We start from the raw sequence: 16,342 nt of genomic DNA on the forward strand, positions 1-16,342 counted from the left end.
TCGAAGGTTGTCTTTCGCGTTTTTGCGATCCTTCGCGTCTTTTGCGTTCGGCTGTCCGCTCCCGCTTTCAGCCGACCCATTTGCGCGCGTTGCGCCAGATGCGCAGCCAAGGGCTGAACTCGCTGCGGTCCCCGCCGGTCCAGGACATCTGGATGTTGCGGAACACGCGTTCGGCGTGCGGCATCATGGCCGTGAAACGCCCGTCGGCTGTCGTCACCGCCGTCAGGCCGCCGGGGCTGCCATTGGGGTTCAGCGGGTAGGTCTCGGTCGGCTGGCCGTGGTGGTCGACGTAGCGCATCGCGGCGATCGCCTCGGCGCGATTGCCGCGGTGCGCAAAGTTGGCATAGCCCTCGCCGTGCGCCACCACGATCGGCAGCCGGCTGCCGGCCATGCCGTCGAAGAACAGGCTGGGCGACGGCAGCACCTCCACCTGCGACAGCCGAGCCTCGTAGCGCTCGCTGCGGTTCGTGGTGAAGCGCGGCCAGGCCTGCGCGCCCGGGATGATGTCGGCCAGCTCGGCCAGCATCTGGCAGCCGTTGCACACGCCCAGCGCGAAGGTGTCCTGGCGCGCGAAGAAGGCCTGGAACTGCTCCGACAGTTTCTGGTGGAACGTGATGCTGCGAGCCCAGCCGATGCCGGCCCCCAGCGTGTCGCCGTAGCTGAAGCCGCCACACGCGACGAAGCCGCGGAAGTCGGCCAGCGCGGCCCGTCCCGACTGCAGGTCGGTCATGTGCACGTCGACCGCCTCGAAACCCGCCGTGTCGAAGCAGTACGCCATCTCCACGTGCGAGTTGACGCCCTGCTCGCGCAGGATCGCGACCTTCGGACGCGCGAGGTTGAGGAACGGCGCGGCCACGTCGACCTTCGCATCGAAACTCGGCGCGAACTGCAGGCCCGGATCGGCAGCATCACCGGCGGCCGCATGCTCCTGGTCCGCACACTCGGGGTTGTCGCGCTGCTGGCAGATCTTCCAGCTGACGCTGTCCCAGACCTGGTGCAGGTCCGAGAGCTTCGCGCTGAACACGGCCTTGGTGTCGCGCCAGACCTGCACCTCGCCCTTGCCCACATCGAGCGACGAGGACGCAGGCCGGGTCTTGCCGACGAAGTGGCTGTGTTTCGAGAGGCCATGGTCACGCAGCACCTGCATGACATCGTTGCGCTCGGCCGTGCGCACCTGCAGCAGCACGCCCAGTTCCTCGTTGAACAGCGCCTTGAGCGTGAGCTCCTGCCGCCGCGCGCTGACCTGCGTGGCCCAGTTCTTGGCATCGCCGTACTCGGCGCGGCTGTCCTGGATGCCGTCGCCCTCGGTGACCAGCATGTCCACGTTGAGGCTCACGCCGACATGGCCGGCGAACGCCATCTCGCAGGTCGCCGCGAACAGGCCACCGTCGCTGCGGTCGTGGTACGCGAGGATGCGACCCTGCTTGCGCAGCGCATTGACCGCGTCCACGAGGTTCGCCAGGTCCTTCGGCTCGTCGAGGTCCGGCACGTCGCCCCCCGGCTGCTGCAGCACCTGCGCCAGGATGCTGCCGCCCATGCGGTGGCGGCCCTTGCCAAGGTCGACCAGCACCAGCGTGGTGTCGTCCTGCGCCGCATCGAGCTGCGGTGTGAGCGTCGGGCGCACGTCATTGAGCGTGGCGAAGGCGGTGATCACCAGGCTCACGGGCGAGGTGACCTTCTTCGCCGCGCCCTGCTCCTGCCACTGGGTGCGCATCGACAGGCTGTCCTTGCCGACGGGGATGGCGATGCCCAGCTGGGGGCACAGATCCATGCCGACTGCCTTCACGGTGTCGTACAGCGCGGCGTCCTCGCCCGCTTCACCGCACGCGGCCATCCAGTTGGCCGACAGCTTCACGCGGGACAGCTCGATCGGCGCGGCCAGCAGATTCGTGATGGCCTCGGCCACCGCCATGCGACCGGAAGCCGCGGCATCGATCGCAGCCAGCGGCGTGCGCTCGCCCATGCTCATGGCCTCGCCCGCGAAGCCACGGAAGTCGGCCAGCGTCACCGCGCAATCGGCCACGGGCACCTGCCACGGTCCCACCATCTGGTCACGGTGCGACAGGCCGCCCACGGTGCGGTCGCCGATGGTGACGAGGAAGCGCTTGGAGGCGACGGTTGGATGCGAGAGCACCCGTATCGCCGCGTCCTGCAGGTCCACGCCGGTGAGGTCGATCGCGGGCACCTGGCGCGCGATGCGCTTCACGTCGCGGTGCATCTTGGGCGGCTTGCCGAGGAGCACGTCCATGGGCATGTCGACCGGCGATCTCGCGCCTTCGTCCCCCACGACCAGCTGGCGCTGCTCGGTCGCCACGCCCACCACCGCGAACGGACACCGCTCGCGCTCGCAGAACGCCCGGAACTGCGCCAGCGATTCCGGTGCGATGGCCAGCACGTAGCGCTCCTGGCTCTCGTTGCACCAGATCTCCTTGGGTGCAAGGCCCGACTCCTCGAGCGGCACCTTGCGCAGGTCGAAGCGCGCACCGCGTCCCGCGTCGTTGGTCAGTTCGGGGAAGGCGTTCGACAACCCGCCCGCACCAACGTCATGGATGGCGAGGATCGGGTTGCGATCGCCCAGCGTCCAGCAGTGGTTGATGACCTCCTGCGCGCGGCGCTCGATCTCGGGGTTGCCTCGCTGCACCGAGTCGAAATCCAGGTCGGCCGCATTGGCGCCGGTGGCCATCGAACTCGCCGCACCGCCGCCCATGCCGATGCGCATGCCGGGGCCGCCCAGCTGCACCAGCAGCGTGCCGGGCGGGAACGGGATCTTCTGCGTCAGGCCCGCGTCGATGGTGCCCAGGCCGCCGGCGATCATGATCGGCTTGTGGTAGCCGCGCACGACGCCGTCGACGGTCTGTTCGTACTCGCGGAAATAGCCCAGCAGGTTGGGACGGCCGAACTCGTTGTTGAACGCGGCGCCGCCCAGCGGGCCTTCCGTCATGATCTGCAGCGGACTGGCGATGTGCGCCGGCCTGCCATTCGGCGATTCCCACAGGCGCGACACCGAGAAACCGGTCAGGCCCGCCTTGGGCTTCGAGCCACGGCCAGTCGCGCCTTCGTCGCGGATCTCGCCGCCGGCGCCAGTCGAAGCGCCCGGGAACGGCGAGATGGCCGTCGGGTGGTTGTGCGTCTCCACCTTCATCAGCACGTGGTGCATGGCGTCGCGGCGCGCATAAGGCGCAGGACCATCGCCCGCCCTCGGCAGGAAGGCCTCGACGCGCGAGCCCTCCATCACGGCGGCGTTGTCCGAATAGGCGATCACCGTGTGCTGCGGGTTCGCCTGGTGCGTGTGGCGGATCATGCCGAACAGGCTCTTGTCCTGCGGCTGGCCGTCGATGGTGAAGCTGGCGTTGAAGATCTTGTGCCGGCAGTGCTCGCTGTTCGCCTGCGCGAACATCATCAGCTCGACGTCGGTCGGGTTGCGGCCGAGCCCGCGGAACGCCTGCTCGAGGTACTCGACCTCGTCGTCCGCGAGCGCCAGGCCGAACTGCGTGTTGGCTCGCTCCAGCGCGGCACGGCCGCCGCCCAGCACGTCGACCTCTTCCATCGGCGCCGGCTCGAGCTCGCTGAACAGCGACCTGGCGCCGCCGAGTGCCGGCAGCACGCTTTCGGTCATGCGGTCGTGCAGCAGCGATCCGATGGCATCGCGCTGCGCAGCGGACAACGTGGCCTTGCCGCCGAGCAGTCCGCCCTTCAGCGCCACGCGGAATTCGATCGCGCGCTCCAGCCGCTTGACCTGCAGCCCGCAGTTGTGCGCGATGTCAGTGGCCTTGGAGGCCCAGGGCGAGACCGTGCCCAGCCGCGGCGTCACCACGAACAGCTCGCCCTGCGTGCTGCCCTCGAACGGCTCGCCGTAGGTCAGCAGTCCGGCCAGCCGCTTCAGGTCGGCGGCCGACGGCGCCTGCTCCCAGGCGGCCAGGTGCACGAAGCGGGCGGACAGCCCGTCGACCTTCTCGTTCACCTCGCGCAGGCGCGGCAGCAATTGGCGGATGCGGAAGTCGCTGAGGGCGCGGCCACCCTCGAACTCGGTGATGTGCAGGGTCACGTTGGGCCTGGTGTGGGGAACGGCGGGCGCGGGCCGCTGACTGGGGCACGCGCGAGACCCCGCATTTTACCGGTCACCGTCGAGCGCTCCTGCGCGCACGGACCCCCTCTGGGATAATCCATGCCCATGAGCATCACGTACAAGGACGTCGAGGGCATCCAGGGGATGCGCACCGCCTGCCGGCTGGCAGCCGAGGTGCTGGACTACCTCACGCCGCACATCAAGCCCGGCATCACCACCAAGGAGATCGACCGGTTGGCGTCCGAGTGCATGAAGAAGCAGGGCTCCACCTCCGCCACCCTGGGCTACCAGCCGCCCGGCTACCCGCCCTACCCGGCTTCGCTGTGCACCTCGGTCAACCATGTCGTCTGCCACGGCATCCCGAACGACAAGCCACTGAAGAAGGGCGACATCGTCAACGTCGACGTCACCGTCATCAAGGACGGCTGGTTCGGCGACACCAGCCGCATGTTCGTCGTCGGCGAAGCCTCCATCGCCGCCAAGCGCCTGGTCACGGTCACCTACGACGCGATGTGGCACGGCATCGTCAAGGTCAAGCCGGGCATCCGCCTGGGCGACATCGGCTGGGCGATCCAGCAGTTCGCCGAGAAGCAGGGCTACTCGGTGGTGCGCGAGTTCTGCGGCCATGGCATCGGGCGCAACTTCCACGAGGAGCCGCAGGTGCTGCACTACGGCCGCCCCGGCACGCTGGAGGAACTCAAGCCCGGCATGACCTTCACCATCGAGCCGATGATCAACGCCGGCCGCAAGGAGGTGAAGGAGTTCGGCAACGATGGCTGGACCATCGTCACCAAGGACCATTCGCTGTCGGCCCAGTGGGAGCACACCGTGCTCGTCACCGACACGGGCTACGAGGTGCTCACGCTCTCGGCGGGCAGCCCGCCACCGCCGCCGTTCGTCAACGCCGGCTGATGCCATGACCGCGGTGGTGCGCCTTCCCGCCACCGAGGTGGCGACACCCACCGCGCTGCGCGAGCAGCTGGCCGCGCAGAAGCAGGCCGTCGTCGCCACCCTCCTCGCCCGCGACACCGGGCCCCGCGCCGTTCGCCCGCTGCTCCGGCGGCTGGCGCGCCATGTCGACAACGCGCTGCGCCAGCTCTGGGAGCAGGCCGGCTTTGCTGCCGGCTTTGCGCTGGTGGCCGTGGGCGGCTACGGCCGCGGCGAGCTGTTCCCCCATTCCGACGTCGACGTGCTGGTGCTGCTGCCGGACGGCGTGCAGGCGGACGACGATGCTGCGCTCAAGCAGCGACTCGAGGCCTTCATCGGCAGTTGCTGGGACACGGGCCTGGAGATCGGCTCCAGCGTCCGCACCGTGGACGAATGCATGGCGCAGGCCGCCTCCGACGTCACCGTGCGCACCTCGCTGCTCGAGTCGCGCCTGCTCGCCGGCAACGCCGCGCTCTTCAAGCGCTTCGACCAGCGCTTCCACGACCAGCTGGACCCGCAGGCCTTCTTCATCGCCAAGACGCTGGAGATGCGCCAGCGGCACACCAAGTTCGAGAACACGCCGTATTCGCTGGAGCCGAACGTCAAGGAGTCGCCGGGCGGCCTGCGCGACCTGCACGTGATCCTGTGGGTCGCGAAGGCAGCGGGCTTCGGCGACAGCTGGGCCGAGCTCGCGCGGCGAGGCCTGGCCACGCCACTGGAGGCGCAGCAGATCCAGCGCAACGAGGCGCTGCTGGGCCTGATCCGCGCGCGGCTGCATGCCATCGCGCGCCGGCGCGAAGACCGGCTGGTGTTCGACCTGCAGACCAGCGTTGCCGAGACCTTCGGCGACACGACCATCACCAACGAGGAAGGCCGCCTGGTGCAACGCGCCAGCGAGGCGCTGATGAAGCGCTTCTACTGGGCGGCCAAGGCGGTCACGCAGCTGAACCAGATCCTGCTGCTGAACATCGAGGAGCGGCTGATCCCCGGCGGCGGCGATCCCGAGCCGATCAACCCGCGCTTCCTGAACAAGGCCGGGCTGCTGGAGGTGGCGGACGACGACCTGTACCAGCGCGAGCCGCACGCCATCCTCGAGACCTTCCTGATCTACCAGACCACGGTGGGCATCAAGGGCCTGTCGGCGCGCACGTTGCGGGCGCTGTACAACGCGCGCGGCGTGATGGACGCGAAGTTCCGCAACGACCCGGTGAACCACGCGACCTTCCGCGAGCTGCTGATGCAGCCCGCCGGCATGACCCACGTGTTCCGGCTCATGAACCAGACGTCCGTGCTGGGCCGCTATCTCTGGCCGTTCCGGCGCATCGTCGGCCAGATGCAGCACGACCTGTTCCACGTCTACACGGTGGACCAGCACATCCTGATGGTGCTGCGGAACATGCGCCGGTTCTTCATCGCCGAGCACGCGCACGAATACCCGTTCTGCTCGCAGCTCGCCGCCGGCTACGACCGTCCTTACGTGCTGTACATCGCGGCGCTGTTCCACGACATCGCCAAGGGCCGCGGCGGCGACCACTCCGAGCTGGGTGGCCAGGAGGTGCGGCGGTTCTGCCGCCAGCACGCGATCCCGGCCGACGACTGCCGGCTGATCGAGTTCCTGGTGCGCGAGCACCTCACCATGAGCCGCATCGCGCAGAAGGAAGACCTGAGCGATCCGGAAGTGATTACCGCGTTTGCGCAGCGCGTGGGCGACGAGCGCCGGCTCACGGGCCTGTACCTGCTCACCGTGGCCGACATCCGCGGCACCAGCCCGAAGGTGTGGAACGCCTGGAAGGGCAAGCTGCTGGAAGACCTGTACCGCGCCACGCTGCGTGCGCTGGGGGGCATCGCCCCGACACGTCAGCGGAGATCGAGGCCCGCAAGCGCGACGCGCTGGTGCAGCTGCAGCTGCACGCGCTGCCGTTCGAGGCGCACAAGAAACTGTGGGACTCGCTGGACGTGGGCTACTTCATGCGGCACGACGCCGGCGAGATCGCCTGGCACACACGCCACGTCTCGCGGCACGTGGGAACGACCAAGGCCCTGGTGCGCGCGCGCCTGTCACCGGTGGGCGAAGGCCTGCAGGTGCTGGTGTACACGCCCGACCAGCCGGACCTGTTCGCGCGCATCTGCGGCTATTTCGAGCAGGCCGGCTTCTCGATCCTGGACGCGCGCATCCACACCACGCGCACCGGCTACGCGCTCGACACCTTCCAGGTGGTCACGGCCATGCTGCCGGAGCACTACCGCGAGCTGATCAGCATGGTGGAGTCGGGCCTCGAACAGACCCTGCAGCGCGCCGGCGCCCTGCCGCCGCCCAGCCGCGGCCGCGTGTCGCGCCGGGTCAAGAGCTTCCCGATCGCGCCGCGGGTGCAGCTGACGCCGGACGAACGCGCGCAGCGCTGGCTGCTGTCGATCTCGGCCAGCGACCGCGTCGGACTGCTGTATTCCGTGGCGCGCGTGCTGGCCCACCACCGCATCAATCTGCAGCTGGCCAAGGTCACCACGCTCGGCGAACGCGTCGAAGACACCTTCCTCGTCGACGGTCCCGAACTGCAGCAGAACCGCAAGCAGATCGAGATCGAGACCGAGCTGCTCGAGGCGCTGGCGGCCTGAGCGCCGCCGCCCTGCGCATCAGCGCGATCGTCGCTGGGGCTGCTGCACCGGCACCCGCGCCAGCAGCGGATGCATCGGCGCGTTCCGGAACCCACGCCTGCGGCCGCGGGCCCGGATCTGCGTCCAGGCGGTGAGCACCACCATGGCCAGGAAGCAGCCCGCCACGAGCACCGGATAGCCCGCCAGGATCTGCGCGAGCGAGTACCTGGCGTCCAGCGAGCGCCCGATGCCCAGCATCGCCGCATAGGCCCAGGACACGCCCGACACCGCGCCGGTGAAGACGGCCAGCGTGCGTTCGCTGAAGCGCAGGCGCATCAGCGCGCCGGCGCGCTTGAGCATCGGCAGCACCGTCCGGTGCAGCACCACGCCGTTGAGGGTGAGCAGCGCCACGATCGCGAACTTGGACTGCAGCGCGGGATTGAGGAGCACCTGGCTACCCCGGGTCCACACGTCGATCGCCACGAGGCCCGAGCCGGTGAGCCACAGGAGCATCAGCGCGCGCTTGAGGGTCTGCTGCAGGCTGGCCAGGTGCGTCTCGTCGAGGCTGGCCGAGTCGCCCAGGACCAGGCGCCTCACCATGTCGAAATCGCTCAGCACCACGAGGCCGATCGCCACGCAGCACGTCATCAGGTGCAGGAACGCCACGCCGAGCCGCACCAGTTCAAAGTCCATCCGTCATCCTCGTTGTGTGTCGCATGTGCCCGGCGCACTGTGCGCAACAGCTGAGCTTCAAACTGCGTTGGATTGCAACCTGCTGTTGAGCAGCAATCGCTTGCGCAGAGCGGCTTCTGCGGTCTTCGTGCAGCTTCTCACTGCTGAGCCACGCTTTGTAGAAGCTTGTCGGCGGGTGGACCGAGGTATGTTGATCCTTCCCGTTACAGGAAAGCTGGAGCGGCGGATGGTGGCTCAGTCGTCCTCGCCCGCATCGAGCCCGGGGAACAGCACCTCGGTGAAACCGAACTTCGTGAAGTCGCGCACCCGCATCGGGTACAGCTTGCCCCACAGGTGGTCGACCTCGTGCTGCACGACACGCGCGTGGAAACCTTCGACGGTGCGGTCGATCGGGTCGCCGGAGGCGTCGAGGCCGGTGTAGCGGATGCGCTTCCAGCGCGGCACCACGCCGCGCAGGCCGGGCACGGAGAGGCAGCCTTCCCAGCCGTCCTCCTCCTCGTCGCCAATCGGCGTGACCACCGGATTGCACAGCACCGTGCGCGGCACGGGCGGCGCATCGGGATAGCGCGGGTTGGGCGCATCGGTGCCGAAGATCACCAGCTGCAGGTCGACGCCGATCTGCGGCGCGGCCAGGCCAGCGCCGTTCACGGCGGCCATGGTCTCGACCATGTCGCGCACCAGCAGGTGCAGTCGGTCGGTGTCGAATTCGGTGACGGGCTGGGCGACGCGCAGCAAGCGCGGGTCGCCCATCTTCAGGATCTCTCGGACTGCCATTCCCGCAGCATAGCTGTCGCCGGACAATGCCCGGATGTCCCGGCCCGATCCCTCGCCCGACCCCATGGCCGAACTCGCGGCGCCGCTCCCGCCGGTGTTGCGATGGCTGCTGGTGGCGCTGGCGGTCGCCAGCCTGGCATTGGGCATCGCGGGGTTCTTCCTGCCGGTGTTGCCCACGGTGCCATTCATCCTCCTGGCAGCGTGGGCCGCCGCCCGCAGCTCGCCGCGGCTGGCACGCTGGATGGACACGCATCCGCACATGGGACCGCACATCCGCGCATGGCGGCGCGGCGGGGTCGTGCCTCGCCGTGCGAAGTGGCTCGCGACCGTGACAATGGCGTGCAGCGCGGCGGGGATGCTGCTGTGGTTCGGCCCGTGGTGGCCCGTGCTGGTTGCGACCGGGGCGATGGCCGCCGTCGACCTGTGGCTGTGGCGCAGGCCGGAGATGGCGTCCGACCAGCGACCGGTCGAGCCCTAGCCCTGCCCGCCGGCCAGCAATCGCCGCAGGCCGTCCTCGTCCAGCACCGCGACGCCGAGCTCCCGTGCCTTCTCCAGCTTGCTGCCGGCCTCGGCACCCGCAACCACGTAGCTGGTCTTCTTGCTCACGGAGCCGGCCACCTTGGCGCCCGCCGCCTCCAGCAGGTCCTTGGCCTCGTCACGGCTCAGCGTGGGCAAGGTGCCCGTGAGCACCACCGTGAGGCCGGCCAGCGGCTTCGGCGCGCGGGCGACAGGCTCGCCCTCTTCCCAGTGCACGCCGCAGGCCCGCAGCTGCTCGACCACCTCGCGGTTGTGCGGCTGGGCGAAGAAGGTGTGGATGCTCTCGGCCACCACGGGGCCGACGTCGGGCACTTCCAGCAGTTGCTCGGCGCTGGCGTCCAGGATGGCATCGAGGCCACCGAAGTGCCGCGCGAGATCCCGCGCCGTGGCCTCGCCGACATGGCGGATGCCCAGCCCGTAGAGGAAACGCGGCAAGGTCGTCTGCTTGGACTTCTCGATGCCGGCCAGCAGGTTCTGCGCGGACTTCTCGCCCATCCGGTCCAGCGCGACGAGGTTGGCGAGGCCCAGCCGGTACAGGTCGGGCAGCGTCTTCACGACGCCCGCTTCCACCATCTGGTCCACCAGCTTGTCGCCCAGGCCTTCGATGTCCATCGCACGGCGCTGCGCGAAATGCAGGATCGCCTGCTTGCGCTGCGCGCCGCAGAACAGGCCGCCGGTGCAGCGGTAGTCGGCCTCGCCTTCCTCGCGCACGGCCTCGCTGCCACACACCGGGCAGCGCCGTGGCATGGTGAACACCGCGGCGGCACCATGGCGCTTCTCGGGCACGACGCCGACCACTTCCGGAATCACGTCGCCCGCGCGGCGAACGATGACGGTATCGCCGACCCGCACGTCCTTGCGGTGAACCTCGTCCTCGTTGTGCAGCGTCGCGTTCGTCACCGTCACGCCGCCGACGAACACCGGCACCAGCCGCGCGACGGGCGTGAGCTTGCCGGTGCGGCCGACATAGACATCGATGCTCTCGACCGTCGTGAGTTGCTCCTGCGCCGGAAACTTGTGCGCCACCGCCCAGCGCGGCTCGCGGGTGACGAAGCCCAGGCGCTTCTGCAGCGCGAGGCTGTCGACCTTGTAGACCACGCCGTCGATGTCGAACGGCAGCTTGTCGCGCCTTCCGCCCACGTCCTGGTGGAACGCCACGAGGTCGTCCGCGCCGTGCGCCACCTTCGCTTCCTGCGACACCGGCAGGCCCCAGATGCGCAAGGCCTGCAGCAGCTCGAAGTGGGTGGTGAACGCCGGTCCGCCCTGCTCGGGCGGCGTGATCTCGCCCCACCCGTAGGCGTAGAAGCTCAGGGGCCGCTGGCGCGCGATCGCCGGATCGAGCTGGCGCACGGCGCCCGCCGCGGCGTTGCGCGGATTCACGAAAGTCTTCTCGCCCTTGGCGCCCTTCGCGATCTTCTCGCGCTGCAGTTCGTTGAGGCGCTCGAACTGGTCGCGGCGCATGAAGACCTCGCCGCGCACTTCGAGGACGGCGGGAATCGGCAGCTGCCTGGACGCATGCAGCCGCAGCGGAATCTGGCCGATGCCGCGGATGTTCTGCGTGACGTCCTCGCCCACCTCGCCGTCGCCGCGCGTCGCGGCCTGCACCAGCACGCCGTGCTCGTAGCGCAGGTTGATCGCCAGGCCGTCGAACTTGAGTTCGGCCACGTAGTCGACGGGTGGATCACCCTCGCCCAGTCCGAGCTCGCGACGCACCCGCGCGTCGAAGTTGCGCGCGCCGCTGGCCTCGATGTCGGTCTCGGTGCGGATCGACAGCATCGGCACCTTGTGCCGCACCTTGGCGAATCCCTCCAGCACGGCGCCGCCGACGCGCTGGGTCGGCGAATCCGGAGCCAGCAGGTCCGGGTGGGCGGCCTCGAGCTCCTGCAGCTCGCGAAAGAGCCTGTCGTACTCGGCGTCCGGGATCTCGGGCGCGTCGAGCACGTAGTACTGGTGCGCGTGGCGGTGCAGCAGTTCGCGCAGCGCATCGATGCGCTCCTGCACCTTGGGGGAAGCGGCCATCGGCGGATCGCTCAGCTGAACACGCGGCGCGCCAGCTGCGACCCCGCCGCCAGGTCGCGCGACTCCAGCATGTCGTACAGCTTCTCGAGGTCGGCGCCGATCACGTCCATGCCCTCGGGCTGGATCACCTGCCCGTTGTCGTCGGTGACCACGCCGTCCATGCCCTCGGCCAGCGCGATCGCGGCCTCGCACATCCGCAGGAACGGCTGCTCGGTGCGATGCACCTGCGGCACGTCCAGGCTGAGGGATACCTCGCGGATGGCGGCCTGCGTGGGGTCTTCCGCCAGCGCCGCCTGCGTGTCGAACGTCAGCACCAGGATCGGCGGGTTGCCGGGCTGCATCGCGGGCAGCACCATGCGGCCCGGGATCGCGCCTGCGACGAACCCCAGGCGGGCAGCGTTCTGCTGCACGTAGCCCGGGCTCCAGGCGGCGTGCCGCGCGCGCAGCGTGAACCCCAGCTGCGCGTCGTGGCCGCCGGCGAACTGGTCCAGCTCGCGGGCGCGAGACACCTCGTGCAGCATCTCCGGGAACTCGGGCGATCCGTTCACCGCGTCGGCGAAGGCCTGGGCCTTTATCACGAATTCGGAGAACTCGATTTCGTTGAGCGGGCCGACGCGGTTGGCCAGCTGCACGCCGGCCTGGAACGCGGTGTAGCGATGGCCCGCCTGCGGCGTCTCCCATTGACCGCTGGCTGCGTCGAGGCCCTCGATGCCGAACGGCTTGCTGCCGGCTCGGCGCGTGGCGGGCAAGGCGGCCAGCGCTGCTTCGCCGCTGACGGGACCCTCGACCGCAATGGGCGCGAGCGCATCGATCAGTGCGTCGAGGCCAGGCTTCTTCTCCGGCATGGGCAATGGGGGCACGTCGCTGTCGGCACTGCCGGGGCTCATCGTGAAGCCCGATTCCAGGGTCGGCTCCACGGGCTCGCGATCGGCCGCGGGCTCCACGCGGGGCGCGGCTTCGGCCTGGCGCGGCGTGAGCCTGCGCGTGGTCCAGGCGTTCCAGCCCACGACCCCGGCGAGCACGACGCCGCCGAGGACACCCAGGCCGACGGTGAAGGTGCTCATTCCGACAACCTCCGCGCAAGCGCTGCGGTTGGTTGAGCCTTGGGAGCGGCCCGGCGACTCAAGCAGCCTCCGCCATGGACACAGCCGATTCCATGTCCACCGCCACGATGCGCGAGACGCCCTGTTCCTGCATGGTCACGCCGATCAGCTGCTCGGCCATCTCCATCGCGATCTTGTTGTGGCTGATGAAGAGGAACTGCGTTTCCCTGCTCATGGCCGACACCAGCTTGGCATAGCGCTCGGTGTTGGCGTCATCCAGCGGCGCATCCACCTCGTCCAGCAGGCAGAACGGCGCGGGATTCAGCTGGAAGATGGCGAACACCAGCGCAATGGCCGTGAGCGCCTTCTCGCCACCCGAGAGCAGGTGGATGGTCTGGTTCTTCTTGCCGGGCGGCTGCGCCATCACCTGCACGCCCGAGTCGAGGATCTCCTCGCCGGTCATCACCAGCTTCGCGTTGCCGCCGCCGAACAGCTCGGGGAACATGCGGCCGAAGTGGTCGTTGACGGTCTGGAAGGTGCCGGCCAGCAGGTCGCGCGTCTCGCCGTCGATCTTCTTGATCGCGTCCTCGAGCGTCGTCATCGCCTCGGTGAGGTCGGCGGTCTGCGCGTCCAGGAACTGCTTGCGTTCGCGCGCCGTGCTCAGCTCCTCGAGCGCGGCCAGGTTCACCGCTCCGAGCGCGGCGATCTCGCGCTGCAGCCGGTCGATGTCGCCCTGCATGCCCGCGAGGCGCACGTTGCCCTGCTCCACCGACTTCGCCACCGCTTCCAGGTCGGCCTGGGCATCGGTCAGCAGCTGCGTGTACTGCTCCAGGCCCAGGCGTGCGGCCTGCTCCTTCAGCTGCATGTCGGTGATGCGCTGGCGCAGCGGATCGAGCTCGCGCTCCAGCTGCAGGCGGCGCTCGTCGCTGGCACGCAGCTTGGCCGTGAGGTCGTCGTATTCGCTGCGCTTGGCACCCAGCGCCTGCTCACGTTCCGTCTTCAGCTGCAGCGCGTTCTGCAGGCCGGCCTGCGCCGCGGCGTCCGTGAGGCGCGCCAGCTCCGCATGGGCACGCTCCTCTTCGGCGGCCATGCCCTGGGCCTGCTGGGTGGCGGTCTCGATGGCGCGCTGCAGTTCGCCGCGGCGTGCCTCCAGCGAGCGCTGGCCGAACTGCGCTTCCTGCGCCTGGCGCTCCAGGCTGCGCTGCTGCTCGCGCGCCTGCGCCAGCTTGCGCTCGGCCTCGATCACGCGCTCGTCCAACTGGGCATGCCGCTCCTGGCTGTCGGCCAGCTGCATGTCCAGTTCCTCGAAGCGCGCTTCGGCCGTGACGCGGCGCTCCTGCAGTTCCTCCAGCAGCGCGTCCACCTCGGCCAGGTCGGCCGCGATCTGCTCGCTGCGGGCCCGGGTCTGCTCGGCCAGCTGCGTGAGGCGCAGCGTCTCGACCTGCAGTTCGTGGGCGCGGGCCTGGGTGTCGGCGGCTTCGCGGCGCGCCGTCACCAGCCGTTGCGAGGCATCGGTGTAGCCAGCCTCGGCCCGCACCAGTGCCGACCGCGCTTCTTCCGCGATCAGGGCCTGCGCGCGCAGCTGCTTCTCGAGGTTCTCGATCTCCTGCTGGCGTGCCAGCAGGCCGGCCTGCTCGGAGTCCTGCGCATAGAAGCTGACGCTGTGCGCGGTGACGCAGTGGCCGCTCCTGACGTAGATCGCCTCGCCCGGCCGCAGCTTCTCGCGCGCGGCCAGCGCCTCCTCGAAGGTCGGGGCCGTGTAGCAGCCGTGCAGCCAGTCGGCCAGCAGCGCCTTCTGGCCGGCGTCGTTCAGGCGCAGCAGGTCGGCCAGGCGCGGCAGGGCGCCGGCGCCTTCGGGCGCGGACGCCTGCGGCGGGTGGTAGAAGGCCAGCTTCGCGGGCGGCGCGTCGTTGGCGAACGCGCGCACCATGTCCAGCCGCGAGACCTCCAGCGAGCCCATGCGCTCGCGCAATGCGGCCTCGAGGGCGTTCTCCCAGCCCTGCTCGACGTGGATGCGGCTCCACAGGCCCTGCAGTCCATCAAGGCCATGCTTGGCGAGCCAGGGCTTGAGCTTGCCGTCGGTGCGCACCTTCTCCTGCAGCGCCTTCAGCGCCTCCATGCGCGCATTCAGGTCGGCTTGCTTGTGGCTCTCGCTGTTGACGGCCTGCTGCTTCGCGCGCCGGTCTTCGTCCAGCTGCGGCACCTGCTCCTGCAGCTCGTGCAGGCGCGCGTCGGCGGTCTCGGCGGCTTCCTGGGCCGCGGCCAGCTGCGTCTGCGAGTTGGCCAGGCGCGCCTCGTCGGGCGCAGCCAGCGCATTGCGATCGGCCACCAGGCGCTCGCGGCGTTGCGTGAGCTGGCGGCTCTGTTCCTCGATGTTGCGCTGGTCGGCGGCCAGCACCTGGATCTGCTGCTGCACCTGGGCCACGCCGGTGCGCTGCTCGTTGGCCTTGGCCTGCGACTGGCGCAGCGCGTCCTCGAGGTCGGGCAGCGCCATCGCCTGCTCCTCGACCTGCGCGGCCAGCAGCGTCGCCTTCTCCTCGGCATCGACCGACTGCTCGGCGAGCGTTTCCAGTTCGGCGGCCGCGTTGTCCTTGCGGGCGGCCCATTGGGCGGTCTGCTCCTTCAGCTGCTGCAGGCGCTGCTCGACGCGCTGGCGGCCCTCGACCACGAAGCGGATCTCGGCCTCGAGCCGGCCGACTTCGGCGCTGGCTTCGTACAGCTGCCCCTGGGCCTGGTTGACCTGGTCGCCGGCCGCGTAGTGCGCCTGGCGCACGGTCTCGAGTTCGTTCTCGACGTGGCGCAGGTCGGCCACGCGCGACTCGAGGCTGTTGACGGCCTTGTCCGCGTCGGACTTCAGGCGGGCCTGGTCGGCCTCGGCCTCGGCGCGCTTGAGGAACCACTGCTGGTGCTGCTTGAGCGTGACGTCGGACTGCAGCGCGTTGTAGCGCGAAGCCACCTCGGCCTGCTTCTCCAGCTTCTCGAGGTTGGCATTGAGCTCGCGCAGGATGTCCTCGACGCGGGTCAGGTTCTCGCGCGTGTCGGAGAGTCGGTTCTCGGTCTCGCGGCGGCGCTCCTTGTACTTGGAGACGCCGGCGGCTTCCTCGAGGAACAGCCGCAGCTCCTCGGGCTTGGACTCGATGATCCGGCTGATCGTGCCCTGGCCGATGATGGCGTAGGCACGCGGGCCGAGGCCGGTGCCCAGGAACACGTCCTGGATGTCACGCCGGCGCACCGGCTGGTTGTTGATGTAGTAGCTGCTGGTGCCGTCGCGCGTCAGCACGCGCTTGACGGCGATCTCGGTGAACTGGCTCCACTGGCCGCCCGCGCGGTGGTCGGCGTTGTCGAACACCAGTTCGACCGACGAACGCGACGCGGGCTTGCGGCTGGTGGTGCCGTTGAAGATCACGTCCTGCATCGACTCGCCGCGCAGCTCGGAGGCCTTGGACTCGCCCAGCACCCAGCGCACCGCGTCCATGATGTTGGACTTGCCGCAGCCGTTGGGGCCGACCACGCCCACCAGCTGGCCGGGGAGCATGAAGTTGGTGGGTTCGGCGAAGGACTTGAATCCCGACAGCTTGATGGAGTTGAGTCGCACGGCGGCAGGCCCGGTGAATCGGTCGCAACGGGAGCGCCGCCCGAAGGCGGCGCGGAGAAAGTGGCACGGATGATACCGTGCCGATCAGCTGGCCCT

The 16,342-nt window shown here is 69.5% G+C and carries 8 protein-coding genes and 1 pseudogene; 3 read left to right on the plus strand and 6 right to left on the minus strand.

Going from position 1 to position 16,342, the window contains the following annotated elements:
• Positions 1–67: 67 nt before the first annotated feature.
• Entirely contained in the window at positions 68–4,045 is a 3,978-nt protein-coding gene (gene purL / locus ACPWT1_RS16345) for a phosphoribosylformylglycinamidine synthase (protein ID WP_427912201.1), read from the minus strand.
• 126 nt (positions 4,046–4,171) lie between these two features.
• Between purL and map the strand changes: the two genes are divergently transcribed.
• Both map and ACPWT1_RS16355 read left to right on the plus strand, forming a co-directional pair.
• Positions 4,172–4,978 carry a type I methionyl aminopeptidase gene (gene map, locus ACPWT1_RS16350; protein WP_427912202.1) on the plus strand — a complete coding sequence of 269 codons (807 nt, stop codon included), beginning with the start codon at positions 4,172–4,174 and terminating at the stop codon, positions 4,976–4,978.
• 4 nt (positions 4,979–4,982) lie between these two features.
• Positions 4,983–7,606 (plus strand): annotated as a pseudogene (locus tag ACPWT1_RS16355) ([protein-PII] uridylyltransferase).
• Positions 7,607–7,624: 18 nt separating this feature from the next.
• Here ACPWT1_RS16355 and ACPWT1_RS16360 read toward each other — a convergent pair.
• On the minus strand, positions 7,625–8,278 hold the full coding sequence (locus tag ACPWT1_RS16360; protein WP_427912203.1) for a hypothetical protein: 654 nt from the start codon (positions 8,276–8,278) through the stop codon (positions 7,625–7,627).
• A 234-nt stretch (positions 8,279–8,512) separates the two neighbouring features.
• Positions 8,513–9,052, minus strand: a complete 540-nt coding sequence (gene def / locus ACPWT1_RS16365) for a peptide deformylase (RefSeq protein ID WP_427912204.1) — start codon at positions 9,050–9,052, stop codon at positions 8,513–8,515.
• 34 nt (positions 9,053–9,086) lie between these two features.
• Between def and ACPWT1_RS16370 the strand changes: the two genes are divergently transcribed.
• Positions 9,087–9,530: a YbaN family protein gene (locus tag ACPWT1_RS16370; RefSeq protein ID WP_427912205.1), complete on the plus strand. Its 444-nt coding sequence runs from the start codon at positions 9,087–9,089 to the stop codon at positions 9,528–9,530.
• Here the strand turns inward: ACPWT1_RS16370 and ligA are convergent.
• From ligA to smc, 3 genes are read right to left on the minus strand one after another with little or no spacing between them, the layout of a single operon-like run.
• Positions 9,527–11,608 (minus strand): NAD-dependent DNA ligase LigA, encoded by a 2,082-nt coding sequence (gene ligA, locus ACPWT1_RS16375; protein ID WP_427912206.1) that lies wholly within the window; start codon positions 11,606–11,608, stop codon positions 9,527–9,529. The genes ACPWT1_RS16370 and ligA overlap by 4 nt on opposite strands.
• Positions 11,609–11,619: 11 nt before the next feature.
• Entirely contained in the window at positions 11,620–12,672 is a 1,053-nt protein-coding gene (locus tag ACPWT1_RS16380) for a cell division protein ZipA C-terminal FtsZ-binding domain-containing protein (protein WP_427912207.1), read from the minus strand.
• A gap of 58 nt (positions 12,673–12,730) precedes the next feature.
• Positions 12,731–16,246: a chromosome segregation protein SMC gene (smc, locus tag ACPWT1_RS16385; protein ID WP_427912208.1), complete on the minus strand. Its 3,516-nt coding sequence runs from the start codon at positions 16,244–16,246 to the stop codon at positions 12,731–12,733.
• Positions 16,247–16,342: the final 96 nt, after the last annotated feature.

Origin of the sequence: Ramlibacter sp. MMS24-I3-19 (genome assembly GCF_050320135.1) — a bacterium.
In the GTDB taxonomy this organism is placed as follows: domain Bacteria; phylum Pseudomonadota; class Gammaproteobacteria; order Burkholderiales; family Burkholderiaceae_C; genus Ramlibacter.

Excerpts from the sequence above, each read along its gene's own strand:
- map (WP_427912202.1), top strand. The coding sequence starts at position 4,172 with ATGAGCATCACGTACAAGGACGTCGAGGGCATCCAGGGGATGCGCACC.
- ACPWT1_RS16360 (WP_427912203.1), bottom strand. The coding sequence starts at position 8,278 with ATGGACTTTGAACTGGTGCGGCTCGGCGTGGCGTTCCTGCACCTGATG.
- def (WP_427912204.1), bottom strand. The coding sequence starts at position 9,052 with ATGGCAGTCCGAGAGATCCTGAAGATGGGCGACCCGCGCTTGCTGCGC.
- ACPWT1_RS16370 (WP_427912205.1), top strand. The coding sequence starts at position 9,087 with ATGTCCCGGCCCGATCCCTCGCCCGACCCCATGGCCGAACTCGCGGCG.
- ligA (WP_427912206.1), bottom strand. The coding sequence starts at position 11,608 with ATGGCCGCTTCCCCCAAGGTGCAGGAGCGCATCGATGCGCTGCGCGAA.
- ACPWT1_RS16380 (WP_427912207.1), bottom strand. The coding sequence starts at position 12,672 with ATGAGCACCTTCACCGTCGGCCTGGGTGTCCTCGGCGGCGTCGTGCTC.